This is a genomic window from Paractinoplanes abujensis, assembly GCF_014204895.1.
In the GTDB taxonomy this organism is placed as follows: domain Bacteria; phylum Actinomycetota; class Actinomycetes; order Mycobacteriales; family Micromonosporaceae; genus Actinoplanes; species Actinoplanes abujensis.
In genome coordinates this window covers 2,872,476-2,887,610 of the sequence record NZ_JACHMF010000001.1, presented here as the reverse complement: position 1 = coordinate 2,887,610, position 15,135 = coordinate 2,872,476, and the positions used below count along the sequence as shown (strand labels likewise).

11 protein-coding genes are annotated in these 15,135 nt (G+C 71.8%); 8 read left to right on the top strand and 3 right to left on the bottom strand.

The window, feature by feature from the left end:
* The first annotated feature begins 68 nt into the window (after positions 1 to 68).
* The 3 genes from BKA14_RS13000 to BKA14_RS12990 are packed head-to-tail and all read left to right on the top strand — an operon-like array spanning position 69 to position 5,453.
* Positions 69 to 1,124 (top strand): EamA family transporter, encoded by a 1,056-nt coding sequence (locus tag BKA14_RS13000; protein ID WP_184951184.1) that lies wholly within the window; start codon positions 69 to 71, stop codon positions 1,122 to 1,124.
* On the top strand, positions 1,072 to 5,154 hold the full coding sequence (locus BKA14_RS12995; protein WP_184951183.1) for a SpoIIE family protein phosphatase: 4,083 nt from the start codon (positions 1,072 to 1,074) through the stop codon (positions 5,152 to 5,154). Before BKA14_RS13000 ends, BKA14_RS12995 begins: the two co-directional genes overlap by 53 nt.
* Positions 5,151 to 5,453, top strand: coding sequence for an STAS domain-containing protein (locus BKA14_RS12990; protein WP_184951182.1), 303 nt, complete (start codon positions 5,151 to 5,153; stop codon positions 5,451 to 5,453). The genes BKA14_RS12995 and BKA14_RS12990 overlap by 4 nt, the downstream gene beginning before the upstream one ends.
* On the opposite strand, the gene BKA14_RS12985 is transcribed toward BKA14_RS12990, so the two are convergent.
* A complete protein-coding gene (locus tag BKA14_RS12985; protein ID WP_203722772.1) occupies positions 5,448 to 6,398 on the bottom strand; it encodes a saccharopine dehydrogenase NADP-binding domain-containing protein in 951 nt (316 codons plus the stop codon). The two genes, BKA14_RS12990 and BKA14_RS12985, sit on opposite strands and share 6 nt — an antisense overlap.
* A gap of 71 nt (positions 6,399 to 6,469) precedes the next feature.
* Between BKA14_RS12985 and BKA14_RS12980 the strand changes: the two genes are divergently transcribed.
* From BKA14_RS12980 to BKA14_RS12965, 4 genes are all read left to right on the top strand, one after another.
* Complete coding sequence (locus BKA14_RS12980; RefSeq protein ID WP_184951180.1) at positions 6,470 to 7,432, top strand: helix-turn-helix domain-containing protein; 963 nt, start codon at positions 6,470 to 6,472, stop codon at positions 7,430 to 7,432.
* A 71-nt stretch (positions 7,433 to 7,503) separates the two neighbouring features.
* Entirely contained in the window at positions 7,504 to 7,878 is a 375-nt protein-coding gene (locus tag BKA14_RS12975) for a DUF4267 domain-containing protein (protein ID WP_184951179.1), read from the top strand.
* Positions 7,879 to 8,049: 171 nt separating this feature from the next.
* On the top strand, positions 8,050 to 10,473 hold the full coding sequence (locus tag BKA14_RS12970) for a penicillin-binding protein (protein WP_184951178.1): 2,424 nt from the start codon (positions 8,050 to 8,052) through the stop codon (positions 10,471 to 10,473).
* Complete coding sequence (locus tag BKA14_RS12965) at positions 10,470 to 11,711, top strand: diacylglycerol/lipid kinase family protein (RefSeq protein ID WP_184951177.1); 1,242 nt, start codon at positions 10,470 to 10,472, stop codon at positions 11,709 to 11,711. Before BKA14_RS12970 ends, BKA14_RS12965 begins: the two co-directional genes overlap by 4 nt.
* Here BKA14_RS12965 and BKA14_RS12960 read toward each other — a convergent pair.
* A complete protein-coding gene (locus BKA14_RS12960) occupies positions 11,688 to 12,458 on the bottom strand; it encodes a metallophosphoesterase family protein (RefSeq protein WP_184951176.1) in 771 nt (256 codons plus the stop codon). The two genes, BKA14_RS12965 and BKA14_RS12960, sit on opposite strands and share 24 nt — an antisense overlap.
* Before the next feature lie 41 nt (positions 12,459 to 12,499).
* On the opposite strand from BKA14_RS12960, the gene BKA14_RS12955 reads away from it, so the two are divergent.
* Complete coding sequence (locus BKA14_RS12955) at positions 12,500 to 12,736, top strand: ATP-binding protein (RefSeq protein ID WP_184951175.1); 237 nt, start codon at positions 12,500 to 12,502, stop codon at positions 12,734 to 12,736.
* Here BKA14_RS12955 and BKA14_RS12950 read toward each other — a convergent pair.
* Complete coding sequence (locus tag BKA14_RS12950; protein WP_184951174.1) at positions 12,727 to 13,833, bottom strand: glycoside hydrolase family 12 protein; 1,107 nt, start codon at positions 13,831 to 13,833, stop codon at positions 12,727 to 12,729. The two genes, BKA14_RS12955 and BKA14_RS12950, sit on opposite strands and share 10 nt — an antisense overlap.
* Between the last annotated feature and the right edge of the window lie 1,302 nt (positions 13,834 to 15,135).

The window sequence follows — 15,135 nt, the reverse complement described above, 5'->3', positions numbered from 1 at the left end:
ACCCCAGCATGGCACGAAATGCCGGTGGAGTGGCAGAACTGCCAACGCGGAGCGGGTATGGCCAGATCGTGACGTTTCTCGGGCCGCTGCTGATCGTCTATGTCGTGTGGGGCTCCACCTATCTGGCGCAGAAAGTGGGCCTCGAAGGACTGCCCCCGCTGACCATGAACGCGATCCGCTTCCTGATCGCCGGCGCGCTGCTCTACGCGTACTGCCGATGGCGTCGGATGCCCCCGGTGACCCGGCCGCAGTGGCGCGCCGGGGCGATCCAGGGCCTGCTGCTGCCCGCGGCGGGCACGGGCGGCGCCGCCTGGGCCGAGCAGTGGCTGTCCTCCGGCATCACGGCGTTGTTCCTGGCCACCATTCCCCTGTGGATCGTCCTGGGCCGGCGGGTGGCCGATCACGAGCCGATCAGGTGGCCGGTCGCGCTGGGGCTGGCCGCGGGTTTCGCCGGTGTGGTGGTGCTGGCCCGGCCGTCGGGCGGCGGCGACGCGGTGGCGATCGCGGTCGCCCTGGGCGGGGCGATGTGCTGGGGCCTGGGCACGGTCTACGCCGGGCACGCGCCCCGACCGGCCTCGGCCCTGGCGGCCAGCGCCGTCGAGATGCTGTGCGCGGGGGCGATCCTGGTCGTGCTGTCCGGCGTCACGGGGGAGTGGACCCGCATCGACGTCACCGGCCGGTCGGTGATCGCGGTGGGCTATCTGGTCGTCTTCGGCAGCCTGATCGCCTACACCGCCTACACCTGGCTGCTCGACCACGCGCCGCCCCGCATCACCGGGACGTACGCCTTCGTCAACCCGGTGGTGGCTGTCCTGCTGGGCTGGTGGATCCTCGCCGAACCGCTCACCGTCCGCACTCTGCTCGCTACCGCCGTCATCGCCGTCGGCGTCGCCCTGATCGTCCTGGCCCCGGACGGCAGGCCCGGTGGCCCGGACACAAGCATGGCTTGCCAAGATCCGGGTATAGGGCCACCCGCCCGGAGGACGTCGGACCGCCGCGTGTTCAGTATCCTGCGGTGGGACAGGGAGCCGGGCCTGGTCAGCGGTCGGACGGAACGGGAGAGCTCGCACCATGGGTGGGGAGGAGACGGCCGCCGGCGCCGAGGTGTTCGCCGGAGGCGGTGACGTCGGGCGCGACCTGACGGCGGTGGATTGGGAGCGCACGCCCCTCGGCCCGCCCGCTCAGTGGCCGCAGAGTCTGCGCACCGCGGTCAGCATCCTGCTGTCCTCCCGGTTCCCGATGTGGATGGCCTGGGGCCCCGAGCTCACGTTCTTCTGCAACGCGGCCTACCGCGACGACACGCTGGGCAGCAAATATCCGTGGGCGCTGGGCCGCCCGGCCGGCGAGGTCTGGGCCGAGATCTGGGACGACATCGGCCCGCGCATCCTCAGCGTGCTCGACACCGGCCGCGCCACGTGGGACCAGGGCCTGCTGCTGTTCCTGGAACGCTCCGGTTACCGCGAGGAGACGTACCACACCTTCTCCTACAGCCCGCTGCGCGACGACGAGGGCGCCCTCGTGGGCATGCTCTGCGTCGTCAGCGAGGACACCGTACGGGTCATCGGTGAGCGTCGCATGGCCACGCTGCGCGACCTCGGCTCCGACCCCACCGTCATCCGCACCGAGGAGCAGGTGCTCGCCTTTGCCGGCACCCAGCTCGCCCGCAACCGCCACGACCTGCCGTTCACGCTCACCTACATGCTCGACGACGGCGTGGCCCGGCTGGCCGCCAGCACCGGCATCGACGCCGGGCACCCCGCCACCGACCCGGCGCGGTGGCCCACCGAGGCGGTCGCGGCGGGCGAGCCGGTAGTGGTCGAGCTGGACGGCGAGTTCCCGGCCGGCGACTGGCACGAACCCCCCACCCAGGCCCTGCTCGTGCCGCTGCTGCAACAGGGCGGCATCCCGTACGGGTTCATGGTGGCCGGCCTCAACCGGTTCCGCGCCCTCGACGACGGCTACCGCGGCTTCGTCGAGCTGGTCGCCGGGCACGTCGCCGCGGGCATCGGCAGTGCCCGCAGCTATCAGGCCCAGCAGCGCCGGGCCGAGGAACTGGCCGAACTGGACAGCGCCAAGACAGTGTTCTTCTCCAACATCAGCCACGAGTTCCGCACCCCGCTGACCCTGATCATGGGCCCGCTCGACGACCTGCGCAGCCGGCCCGACCTCGCCGGCGACGGCGTGCGGGCCGACCTCGACGTCATCCACCGCAACGGGCTGCGGCTGGGCAAACTGGTCAACACGCTGCTCGACTTCTCGCGCATCGAGGCCGGTCGCATGCAGGCCAGCTTCGCCCCGCTCGATCTCGCGGCCACCACGGCCGAGCTGGCCAGCGTCTTCCGCTCGGCGATCGAACGGGCCGGGCTGACGTTCGAGGTGGACTGCCCGCCGCTGCCCGAGCCGGTGTTCCTCGACCTCGGCATGTGGGAGAAGGTCGTCCTCAACCTGCTCAGCAACGCCCTCAAGTTCACCTTCACCGGCAGGGTGCGGGTGGCCGTACGGGCCGAGGCCGGCGCGGCCGTGGTCACCGTGACCGACACCGGGGTCGGCGTCTCCGCGCAGGAGCTGCCGCAGCTGTTCGAGCGTTTCCACCGCATCGAGAACACCCGGTCGCGCTCCAACGAGGGCAGCGGCATCGGTCTCGCGCTCGTCAAGGAGCTGGTCGAGCTGCACGGCGGCACGATCACGGCGGCCAGCACCCCGGGCCGGGGCACCACGTTCACGATCCGGCTGCGGTTCGGCGCCGAGCATCTGCCGCCGGAGTCGGTCACCGCCGCGGGCCGCCAGGCCGCGGTGTCATCGGCCGTCGACCCGTACGTCGAGGAGGCCCTGCGCTGGTTGCCCGGTGCCCCCGAGACGCCCGGCACCCCGGAGAACCCGGCGCCGGGACGGCCGGCCACGGTGCTGGTGGCCGACGACAACGCCGACATGCGCGACTACCTGACCCGGCTGCTGCGCTCGGCCGGTCACCGGGTGCAGGCGGTCGGCGACGGGCAGGCCGCGCTCGAGGCGGCCCGTGTGCGCAACCCCGACCTGATCGTCAGCGACGTGATGATGCCCCGGCTCGACGGGCTCCAACTGGTCGCCGCCCTGCGCGCCGATTCCCGTACGGCGGGAACTCCGGTTCTGCTGTTGTCGGCGCGCGCCGGGCAGGAAGCGTCGATCGAAGGCCTGGAGGCGGGCGCCGACGACTATCTGGTCAAGCCGTTCTCGTCGGCCGAGCTGCTGGCCCGCGTCCGCGCCAACGTGGAGCTGTCCCGGCTGCGCAACCACCACGCCCGCTGGCGCACGGCGCTGATCGACTCGTTGCAGGAGGCGTTCTTCGTCTGCGACGAGGACGGCGCAGTCATCGAGATCAACTCGACGTTCACCGACGTCATCGGCTACGGCCCGGAAGGGCTCCCGTACGCGCCGGTCCATCCGTGGTGGCCCGACCAGGAGTCCGACCCCGAGGGCTTCCAGCAGGTCACCGACGCCTTCGGGCAGCTCATCGAGCAGACCCACGGCACGTACACGATCCCGGTCAAGCACCGCGACGGGCACCGGCTGTGGGTGGCGGCGTCGTTCAACCAGGTCGCCGACCCGGACACCGGCCGCCGGGTCATCGTGGGCACGTTCCGCGACGTCACCGCCGAGCACTACGCCGTGCAGCGGGAAAGCGCCGTGGCCGCCCTGAGCGTGCGGTTGTCCCAGGCCGAGAGCGTGTCGGCCGCGCTCACCGGTGTGCTGCCCGCGCTGCAGGAGCTGTGGCAGGCCAAGCGGGTGTTCGCGACGGTCTTCAACGGCGGCGCCGACCCCACGGTCCTCACCACCAACGGCCCGGCCCGCTGGGAGGGGCTGAGCGAGAACCGCCGCCGGTCGCTGACCTCGCTGCGTGACGAGCCGCTGCTCACCCCGGTCGCCGAGCCGGCCGGTGGGGTCGGGATCGCGCTCGAGCACCCCGACGGCGCGATGGTGCTCTGGCTCGAACTGGCCGAGAAGCGGCCGTTCACCGAGCAGGACCAGACACTGCTGTCGTTGCTGGCCGGTCACCTGGGTCAGGGTCTGCACCGCATCCACCAGATCGACCAGCAGCGCGAGACCGCCCTGGCCCTGCAGCGGGCCATCCTCGGCCCGGCGCAGCTGCCGGCCGGCTTCGCCGTCCGCTACTCGCCCGCCACCCGGCCCCTCAAGGTCGGCGGCGACTGGTACGACACCGTCACCCTGCCCGACGGGCGCATCGGCATCGTCGTCGGCGACTGCGTCGGGCACGGGTTGCGGGCGGCCACGGTCATGGGCCAGCTGCGCAGCGCCTGCCGGGCCCTGCTGCTGCAGAACACCGACCCCGCGCAGACGCTGACCGCGCTCGACCGGTTCGCGGTCCAGCTGCCCGGCGCCATGTGCGCGACGGTCTTCTGCGGGGTGCTCGACCCGGCGTCGGGCGAACTCACCTACGCCAGCGCGGGCCACCCACCGGCAGTCGTCACCCGCTCCGGCGGTGAGACGGACCTGCTCGATCAGGGCCGGTCACGACCGCTGGGGGTACGCTCGGCGGCCGCCCGCCCCGAGGCCCGCTACGTGGTGCCGGCCCGGGCCACGCTGCTGCTCTACACCGACGGTCTGGTCGAACGCCGCCGGCAGCCGCTGACCGCCGGCATCCAGAAGGCCGTCGCCACCGTGCAGCACGCCCGGTCGGCCTCGCTGGAGGACCTGGCCTCCGTCGTGATGGACAGCATGGCCCCCGAGACCGGCTACGACGACGACGTGGCGCTGCTGCTCTACCGCCACCCCGGCCCGCTCGAGGTCGAGTTCCCGGCCGAGGCGACCCGGCTGGCCCCCGTACGGTCGATGCTGCGGGGCTGGCTGGCGCGCTGCGGCGTCGACCCCACCACCGCGCAGAACGTGCTGGTCGCGGTGGGCGAGGCGTGCGCCAACGCGATCGAGCACGGGCACCGCCAGCTGCCCGGCGGCCTGATCCGCCTGCGCGCCGCGGCCACGGCCCAGGACCTGCACCTGACCGTCACCGACAGCGGCCTGTGGAAGACTCCGCAACCCGACGCCAACCCGCACCGAGGCCGGGGATTCACGCTGATGCGGGCGATGATGACCGAAGTGACCGTGACGACCGGCGCCGCCGGCACCATCGTCGGCCTGCAAACGAGGATTCCCCGATGAGCACACCGCTGACCCTGACCCCCGGCCGCGATCCGGACGGCGCCGTCGTGCTCACGGCCGTCGGTGAGATCGACATGAGCAACTCGGCCACGTTCGCGGCCGCCCTGAGCGACACCCGGCGCGACGCCGACGGTCCGTTCACTGTGGACCTGACCGCGGTCGAGTACATCGACAGCGCGGGTCTGGCCGCCCTCTTCCCCCACGTCGATCACCTGCGCCTGCTCTCCAATCAGCTGCTGGCGCCGGTGCTGACGATCGCGGGCCTGGACGACATCACCACGTTCCCCGCGCAGTCATAGCGTCAGGTGCCCTGACAACGCTTCGAGGAAGCCGGGAGCGTCGAACGCCGCGCCGGCCGAGAGCACACCGGTGCCGCGGACCCGGCCGGTGAGAACGCGGTCGACGGCCTCCACCGCGAGCGGTGCGCTGACGGCGTAGATGTCCTGCCCGGTGGCGGTGATGCGGCGTTCCGAGCCGTCCCGGCGGACGATCACGTCGACGACGAACGTCTCGGGGGCGCCGCCCCGCTCGCCGCCCGCGGCGAGGTCGCTCGCCGCGCGGGAGGTCATGTAGGTGCGGACCTCCGGCACGGCCAGGTGGCTGGGGACAGTGACGACATCGGCCATGGTGAACTCGGCCAGCACGGTCCGGGGGCCCAGCGGGGCCGGGAACGGCCACTGCAGGGTGGGTTGCACGTCGTCGTGATACCGCAGCCGGCCACCGGTGAAGCGAACCCGCCGGCCCGCGCGCCGCTGCGCCGAGACCGCGCCCGCGGCGAGCGTGCCGGCGGTCGGGTGCCAACTGCTCAACCCGTACGCGATGTGGACCTCGTCGGCGGCTGTCCATTCGTCCATCACGGCGGTGACCAGCAGATCGCCCAGACCGCCGAAGAAAGCCATGGCCGGCACCACCACGGTGCTCGCGCCGGCGTAGCGCGTGAACGTGTCGGTGCAGGCCTCGATCTCGGCCGCCACGTCCACGTACGGGATCCGGGCCCGCAGGGCCGCCTCGATCACCGGGCCGGCGGTGACCGCGAACGGCCCGGCCGTGTTGATCACCGCGTCCGCCCCGTCGAGCGCCCGGTCGAGGTCGTCGAGCGTCGCCGCCCGTGCCTCGGGACCCAGGGCTCGCAGCTTCCGTTCGTCCCGGCCGAGCGGGATCGGGACGTGTCCGCGCTCCCGGAGCTCGGTGACCACGAACTGCCCGGTGTGCCCGTAGGCGCCGTAAACCGCGATGTCAGCCATGTCCATGATCGTGGTCGCTCCGGCGGACCACTGACAGCGTCCGGAACGACAACACCCGTACAATTTCCGACATGGCCGCTGCCCCGCATTCCGTCGCTTTCGCCGCCACCGACGGGATGCTGCACTTCGAGCTCGGTCTGGCGTACGAGGTCTTCGGCTCGGCCCCGGACGGCGTGCCCGGCCCCTGGTACGACGTCACCGTGTGCGGTTCCCGCCCCGTACGGGTGGGAAGGTTTCTGGTCGAGCCGGACGGTGATCTGGACCGGCTGACCCGGGCCGGCACGGTGATCGTGCCCGCCCTGGCCGACGTCGACGGACCCCCACCGGTCGATGTGGTCGGCGCGGTGCGGGCGGCTCACGCTGCGGGCGCGCGGATCGTCTCGCTGTGCACCGGGGTGTTCGTGCTCGCCGCCGCCGGCCTGCTGGACGGCCTGCGCGCGACCACCCACTGGGCCCACACCGGCCTGCTGGCGGCCCGCTACCCCCGGATCACGGTCGACCCCGACGTGCTCTATGTCGACAACGGCCAGGTGCTCACGTCGGCCGGTAAGTCGGCCGCGATGGACCTCTGTCTGCACCTGATCCGCCGCGACCACGGCTCGGCTGTCGCCAACCTCGCCGCCCGCCGCCTGGTCGTGCCACCCCATCGGGCCGGCGGTCAGGCCCAGTTCGTCACCACCCCGGTGCCCCCGGCCGACGACCACCCCCTGGCCGCCCTGCTGCCGTGGGTGATGCGGCGCCTCGACCAGCCGCTCACCGTGAACGACCTCGCCCGCCGGGCCCATCTGAGCAGCCGCCAGCTGACCCGGCTCTTTCACGCCGCGACCGGTACCACCCCGCTGCAGTGGCTCCTGGCCCAGCGCATCCGCCGTGCGCAGGAACTGCTCGAAACGACCGACGACGGCGTCGACACGATCGCCGCAGCCGCCGGCCTCGGCACCGCGACCACCCTCCGCCGCCACTTCCATCGCGCGCTCGGGGTGCCCCCGGACGCCTACCGGCGGACGTTCCGCGGAGAGAACAACGATCGCTAGCGCCGCTAGATATCGGCGCGAGGAGGCGCTAGCATTGAACACATTCCTAGCAGCGCTAGATTGGATGTGTCATGCTCACGGTCGCCGCCTACGGGCTCGCAGTTCTGCTCAACCTTTTCATCCTCTTCATCGGCTTCCGGTTCCTGCTCAGCCCGCAGCAGGCCGCGGCGGGCTACGGCGTCCCGTCCCCGGCCGGGGCCTATCTGACGGTCAAGGGCGACCGTGACGTCACGTTCGGCCTGGTCGGCCTGGCCGTGCTCGTCGGGGCGGGCCTGCCGGGTGGGGCCTGGTTCATGCTCGCGGCGGCAGTGGCTCCTTTGGGTGACATGCTGATCGTGCTGCGCCACGGCGGCTCCAGGGCCACCGCTTTCGGCGTCCACTTCGCCACCGCGCTGATCGTGCTGCTCAGCTCACTTCTGCTGTTCCTCGCCGCGGCCCGGTCGTGAGCGGGCGAAAGGGCGGGGTGTCGGCTGACCCGGCCGGTGCGGTTCAATGTGACGGCTGAGCGGCCGCGAGCGGGCGCCCGGCCTGGTGAAAGCACCTGGGCTTGACAGCGTGGGGTGAAATAGACGGGGCTCGTTTCCGGTGAAGCAGGCGAGGCACGGGTGGGTGGTTCGGTGAGTTCCTGGATCCGCAGGCGTGATCACAACATCTTCTTCAACGTGTTCGCGTTGCTCACGTGCGGGCTGGTGGCGGGGGTCGTGGTGGCCGCGGCGGCGTTCCCGGTGGCGGCCATGTCGGGGCTGACGGCCAAGGCGGGCGGCGACGCGTTCGCCGGCCTGCCCGGCGAGCTCAAGGATTTCGCGTCCCCGCAGATCACCCGGGTCTACGCGTCGGACAACAAGACGCAGATCGCGCAGTTCTACGACGAGTTCCGCAGCGACGTGAAGCTCAAGGACATCTCGAAGCACATGGTCGGCGCGATGATCGCCGCCGAGGACCGGGATTTCTACAACCACAACGGTGTCGACCTCAAGGGCGTCGCCCGTGCGGTGGTCAACAACAGCGGCAAGTCGGACTCCAAGCAGGGCGCCTCGACGATCACCATGCAGTGGGTGCGCATGTCGCTGGCCTATTCGGCGACCAGCCCGACCGAGGTGGTCAAGGCGACCGAGGACACGAACAAGCGCAAGGTCACCGAGATCAAGTACGCCATGCAGGTCGAGAAGAAGTACAGCAAGGACGAGATTCTCGAGCGTTACCTGAACATGGCGCCGTTCGGCAAGGCGACGTACGGGATCTTCGCCGCCAGCAAGGTCTACTTCAACAAGAAACCCAAGGAGCTCACGATCGGGCAGGCCGCCCTGCTGGCCGCGATCGTCCGGGCACCGTCCTTCTACGACCCGACGACCAAGAACGGGTACGAGGAGATCCGGCAACGCCGCAACAACTACGTCATCCCGGGCATGGTGGAGGCGGGCGCGATCACCGCGGCCCAGGGCGAGGCGGCCAAGAAGGAAGCCATCCCGCGCAAGGTGCAGACCGTCGGCAACGGGTGCGTCTCGGTGGCCAACAACAACTGGGGCTTCTTCTGCGACTTCTTCTACCGCTGGTGGATGGGCCGCCCCGAGTTCGGCGCCACCGAGTTCGACCGGGAGCGGCGGCTCAAGAGCGGTGGTTACCGGATCACCACCACGATCGACCTCAAGGCGACCAGCCAGGCCCGCGGCCGGATCGCCGACCTGATCAAGGAGAAGGACAAGAACGCCCTGCTCCTGGCGGCGGTCGAACCCCGTACGGGCAAGGTCAAGCTCTTGTCCACGAACCGTAAGTACACCCTCGACAACTCGAAGAACCCGCTGTCCTCCGACCCGGCCAAGAAACGCCAGAAGGTCAAGGCGACCTACCCCAACACGGTGAACCCGCTGCTCAGCGGCGGCGGCGACATCACCGGTTACCAGGCCGGCTCGGTCATGAAGATCTTCACGCTGATCGCGGCGCTGGAGAAGGGCTATCCGCTGCACTACACGATCAAGGCGGAGAAGTTCTTCCGGTCGAAGTACGTCGTCGAGCGCAGCAGCGACTCGGCCTGCCCGGGCACCCACTTCTGGTGCCCGCAGAACTCGGGCGGGGGCGGCGAGGGCGTCTACAACATGTGGACCGGGTTCGGCCGCTCGATCAACACGTATTTCGTGCCGCTCGAGGAGCGGGTCGGCGCGGACAAGGTGGTCGACGTGGCCAAGCGGTTCGGCGTCAAGTTCCGCGACCCGACCGACGCCCGGTACGCCTCGCCCGGCTACTCCCAGCAGTGGGGAGCGTTCACCCTGGGCGTCTCGGCCACCACCCCGCTCGACATGGCCAACGCGTACGCCACGCTGGCCGCCGACGGCATGTATTGCGAGCCCACCCCCATCGAGCAGATCACCACGCGCGACAACGAGAAACTCGACATCGGCAAGCCGAACTGCAACCAGGCCACCAGCGTCGACGTGGCCCGGGCGGCCGTCGACGCCGCGCGCTGCCCGGTGGGCGACCGGGCCCGTACGGGCAGCTGCGGCGGCGCCACGGCCCGGCAGGTGCGAGGCGTGGTCGACCGCCCGGTGTTCGGCAAGACCGGTACGACCGACCGCGACCGCACGGCCTCGCTGATCGCCGGCACGACGTCGCTGGTGGTGGCGGGCTACCTGGTCAACCCCGACTATCAGGCCCACAAGGACAGGCTGCGCCACGACCAGGTCAACCCGGCGGTCTACCGCACCCTGGCCGACTACATGGAGAGCCGGCCCTACGTGCAGTTCAAGCGGCCCGAGAACCGCAAGCTGGTCTACGGCGACCAGCGGCGCATCCCCGACGTCGAGTGCGACTCGCTGCGCAGCGCCCGTAACCGGCTCGAGAACGCGGGCTTCTACCCGGTGACCAGTTCGACCGAGGTCGAGTCGGAGTGTCCGAAGGGCACCGCGGCGGGCACCGAACCCAGCGGCCGCACCGTCAAGGGTGGTGTCGTGGTCATCAACGTCAGCAGCGGCAAGGGCGCCGAACCCCCGCCGGGCACCCCGGGCGCGCCGCCGCCGTCGGGGGCGCCGCAGCCGCCCCGGCGGTGAGCACGAGCCGGCGCACCGCCGCGGTCGTGGCGCTGGCCGCGCCGCTGCTCGCGGTGGCCGCCGGGCTCGACCAGGCCGTCCGCCACTTCGGCACGTTCGTGACGTTCGTGCTGGCCGTCGCGCTCGTCACCGGCGCCGTCTGGTACGCGCTGACCCGGCGCGGGCTGCTGCGCGGGCTGGCCCTGCTGGTCGCCGCGACCGGCATGCTGCTCGTCGTGCTGCTGGGCCTGTCGCTGTTCGTCACCCAGGCCGCGATGCTCGTGGTGTTCGCCGTGGCCGGCAGGTACGCGCTGGGCGAGCAGCGGGCCCTGGTCGCCGCCGGGCACGCGCCGCGGCGGGCCGAGCACGGCGTCCTGCTGATCAACCCCAGGTCCGGTGACGGCGTGGCCGAGCGGACGGGCCTGGCCGCGGCGGCCGCCGAGCGTGGCCTCGAAGTGGTGACGCTGCGGCCCGGCGACGACTTGACCGCGCTGGCCGAGCAGGCCGTGCGCGACGGCGCCGACGTGCTCGGCATGGCCGGTGGGGACGGCTCGCAGGCGCTGGTCGCGGCGACGGCGATGCGGCACGGGGTGGCGTTCGTCTGCGTGCCCGCGGGCACCCGCAACCATTTCGCGCTCGACCTGGGCCTGAACCGCGCGGACGTGGTGGGTGCGCTGGACGCCTTCACCGACGGTGTCGAGCGCGCGGTCGACCTGGGTCTGGTCAACGACCACGTGTTCGTCAACAACGCCTCGCTCGGGGTGTACGCCGAGGTCGTGCGGTCCAAGGGCTACCGCCGGGCCAAGCTGCAGACCTGGGGGCGGCTGCTGCCCGAGCTGCTGGGCCCGGCCGCCACGCCGCCCGACCTGTCGTTCGACAGCCCCGACGGGCGCGCCTTCAGCGGGTTGTCGCTGGTACTGGTGTCCAACAACCCGTACGACCTGTCGCGTGTGGGCCGGGCCGGCGGGCGGCCCCGGCTCGACACGGGCCGGCTCGGAATCATCACCGCGCAGGGGCCCCGGCCGGTGGGGGAGTGGACGGCGGCCGCGTTCGAGGTGCGTTCCGGCGGCGCCGTGCCGGTCGGGCTGGACGGGGAGGCGCTGCTGCTGACGCCGCCGTTGCGCTTCACCTCGTTGCCGGGGGCGTTACGCGTACGGGTGCCTCGGAATCTGCTGCCGCCCGAGCGGGGCGCTGCCCTCACCCGCAGCGACCTCGACGCCCTGGTCCGGGTGGCGTCAGGCCTGCCAGCCGTGGGCTGAGCGCCGCCACTCGACGGCGGAGCGCTCGCGGAACGCGCCGTCGTGCCACTCCCGGACGGTGAGCGTCAGCCGGTCGCCGGCCAAATCGACCACCGTGTACGACTGGCTCTCACCGGCCCGCACGCGCCACGAGCAGGCCGTCCCGCTGAGCACGCCGATCATGCCGCCGGGCAGGGCCGCCTGCGCCGCCACATGGTCGTGCCCGCACAGGATCAGATCGGTGCGTACCGTGGCCGCCGCGCGCAGGGCCGCCCCGGCCCCGTGCACCAGCGCCTCGTGCGGCCGCTGCGGCGACCGGAACACCGGGTGGTGCAGCATCAGCACCTTGAGCCGGGCCTCGGGAGCCAGGTCGGTCCCGATCCGGCGCACCTGGCCCGCGTCGAGCCGTCCCCCTTTCCACAGGTACGGCCGGGGCGAGCTCAGCCCGAGCAGCAGCAACCCGCCGTCGCGCACCACGGGCTCGGCCCGCTCGTCGATCAGGCGGCGATAAGAGTCCAGGCCCCCGTACGCGCGGGAGGGCCGATCGAGCGGCAGGTCGTGATTGCCCGGCACGCTCGTCCATGGCGTGCCGATCGTGTCGAGCAGGTCGCGGGCGGCGCTGAACTGCTCGTCGCGGGCCCGCATGGTCAGATCGCCCCCGACCAGCACCCGGTCCACCTCGCGGGCGGCCAGGTCCTGGCGCAGCCCCGCCACCACCTCAGGCGCCTCGGCCCCGAAATGCAGGTCGGTGACGTGGGCCAGGCGCATCACCCGAGCTTAGGTCAACGAACTGGCCCGAGAATTCGATCGTGCCCGCGGCCGGAGCGGGGATCGTCTCCCTCCGGTCGGTGGGCGAATACCTGATCGTGCGGATCGACGACCGTGGCGCCTTCGCCGATCCGCCGGCCGGTCGGGTGCCACCGGCCGTGCACATCCGCGGTGGGCGCGGGCTGGGGCTCGTCAACCACCTGTGCGACCTCGTACGCATGCACAGCCGGCGCGACGGCACCAGCATCCGCGTCCACCTGCACGGGGTTCAGCTGTAGCTGAGCGCGAAGCTGTTCGTCGTGAAGTTCGACCGGCCCGCGGTGCCCGTGATCTCGAAGCCGAACTGCAGCTCACCCACTGTCACGTCGCCCCACCAGTTGTTGCTGCGCAGCCAGTTCATGACGGCCAGCAGGTCGATCGTGCCCGAGCCGGTGTTGGTGCGGATGAACGAGAACACCGCGTTGGCGCCGTTCGAGCCGCGGTAGACGTTCCACGTGTGGCCGCCCACGGTCAGGTTCCGCACGTTCGGCACGGCCCCGTTCGCGTCGTACTGCTCGGCGATCGGACCCACCGCGCCGTGCTGATTGGTCCAGATCATGACCTCGTACGCGTGATTGTCGGCCCAGATGTCGTACGTGGTCGCATAGTCCCCGTCCGCGGGCACGGAGACGTTGAACGAGCTGGTCACGCGGGACAGCGAGCTCAGCCTGCGGTTGAGCGTCCGGCCGGTGTTCGGGTACGACTTCACGCCGCTGGTGCGCGGGTGGTCGGCCACCACACCCCAGTTCGTGCCGCTGCGGGCCCAGATCGTCTGCGAGCCCGCGCCCCCGCCCCAGATGTTGTTGTAGAGCGTGTAGCCGCTGTTCTGCCACGTCGCCCACTGCCCCGAGTTGACCCAGACGGCATCCGACGGCACGCCGCCACCGGAGGGCGGGGGAGTGGTCACCGGCGGCGTGGTGGGTGTCGCCGACCCGGTGCAGGCCGTCCCGTTCAGGGTGAAGGCCGTGGGCACGGAGTTGGTGCCGCTCGCCGAGGCGTTGAACCCGAACGACACGGTCCCGTTCGTGGCCAGCGAGCCGTTGTAGCCGGTGTTGCGAGCCGTGACGGTCGAGCCGCTCTGCGTGAGGCTCGTGTTCCAGGCCTGGGTGACCGACTGCCCGTTCCCGTACGACCAGACGAGCGTCCACGAGCTGAGCGGATCGCCCAGATTGGTGATCGTCACGTTGGCGCCGAACCCGCCCGGCCACGAGCTGCTGACCGCGTAGGCCACCCGGCACCCGGCCGCGGCCGACGCGGGCAGGGCGGTGAGGACGGCCGCCCCTCCGGTCACGGCTACGGTCGCGGCCAGCCCGGCCGCAAAACTACGTCTGCGCATGTCTTACCTCCGTCCGAACGGCCATCGAAGCGCTTCGACGGTGGCGCGAAGGCAGCGAAGGCCGTCAATGTCTGATGGCCGCGATGCTAGAACCCCCGACCGCCCGGGGCAACCTCACCACGGCCCGCGCATACGCGCTCGGCGAAGCCGCCTGGATCCCGCCGCCCAGCTCCTGTCGCTCGTCTACGCCGCTCGGATCCCGTCGCTCGCCTACGCCGCCCGGATCTCGCCGCCCGTCTACGCCACCCGGATCCATCGTCCGCCTACGCCCCTATCCCGTCGCTCGGGCGCGCCGCCCGTATTCGTCACCCGATTCGGACCTTTGTCGGCGAACGCGAAGAATCGCGCCGCGGCATGCGGCGGCCCCTCCGTCCTGGCCGGCGGGTCCACTCCAGCAGCACTGGGCGCAGGCCGTTCGCTCGCGGCCGCGCAACTCGTACGAGGTGCACGACGGGATCGACCACCCCGCCCGCGGTCCAGCGCCGCGCCGCCTCCGGCGACTCCTGCGCCACATAGGACAGACGTCGCTCCCCGGCGAGTCCGGCGCGTCGATCGCCAGCCACTTGCGCTCGGCGGAGCCCAGCGCGCGGGCCTTCCCGCGACACCGTCTCAGGGCGCGCACGTTCGGCGCGTACCGGATCGCCGGGTACGAACCGGTGTGCCGCTACTGGTCAGCCCGCCCTCCCCCCGCGGCGTGCAGCGGCACCGGATTGAGCAGGCCCAACGGAACCAGCGTGACCACCCGGGCCCGCGCGTATGTCAGGAGGGAGGGAGGCCGCCACACTGCCGGCCCGCAGCGTGCACAGCGCATCTCCGAAGTCGTCCCCGCCGCCCGGATCCCGCACAAGCCGCCCGTCAGCCTGCGCCGAGCCCGACCCCGAATCGTTGGCCGACCACCCGCTGGCCACGGCCGACCCGGCATCTCGGCGGTGGAGTGCGAGGGAGGGGGTAGGCCGTCCTGGCCGGGCCTGGCATTTCGGCGGTGGAGTGCGGGGGAGGGCGGTGGGCCGTCCTGGCCGGGCCTGGCGTCTGGGCGGTGGAGTGGGGGCGGTGGGCCGTCCTGGCCGGGCCTGGCGTCTGGGCGGTGGAGTGGGGGCGGTGGGCCGTCCTGGCCGGGCCTGCCATCCGGGCGGTGGAGTGGGGGTAGGCCGTCCTGGCCGGGCCTGGCATCTGGGCGGTGGAGTGCAGGGGAGGCCGTGGCCGCTCTGGCCGGGCCTGTCGTCTCGACGGCGGCAGGCGCCACTCAGCCGCCTTCGGCGCGTGCGGTGTGCGTAGTGCTCTTCTCGCCGGCTGTGAGATGGC

Bases quoted from the DNA above. Each gene is read 5' to 3' on its own strand.
- BKA14_RS12995 (WP_184951183.1), top strand. From the start codon at position 1,072: ATGGGTGGGGAGGAGACGGCCGCCGGCGCCGAGGTGTTCGCCGGAGGC.
- BKA14_RS12990 (WP_184951182.1), top strand. From the start codon at position 5,151: ATGAGCACACCGCTGACCCTGACCCCCGGCCGCGATCCGGACGGCGCC.
- BKA14_RS12985 (WP_203722772.1), bottom strand. From the start codon at position 6,398: ATGGCTGACATCGCGGTTTACGGCGCCTACGGGCACACCGGGCAGTTC.
- BKA14_RS12980 (WP_184951180.1), top strand. From the start codon at position 6,470: ATGGCCGCTGCCCCGCATTCCGTCGCTTTCGCCGCCACCGACGGGATG.
- BKA14_RS12975 (WP_184951179.1), top strand. From the start codon at position 7,504: ATGCTCACGGTCGCCGCCTACGGGCTCGCAGTTCTGCTCAACCTTTTC.
- BKA14_RS12960 (WP_184951176.1), bottom strand. From the start codon at position 12,458: ATGCGCCTGGCCCACGTCACCGACCTGCATTTCGGGGCCGAGGCGCCT.
- BKA14_RS12950 (WP_184951174.1), bottom strand. From the start codon at position 13,833: ATGCGCAGACGTAGTTTTGCGGCCGGGCTGGCCGCGACCGTAGCCGTG.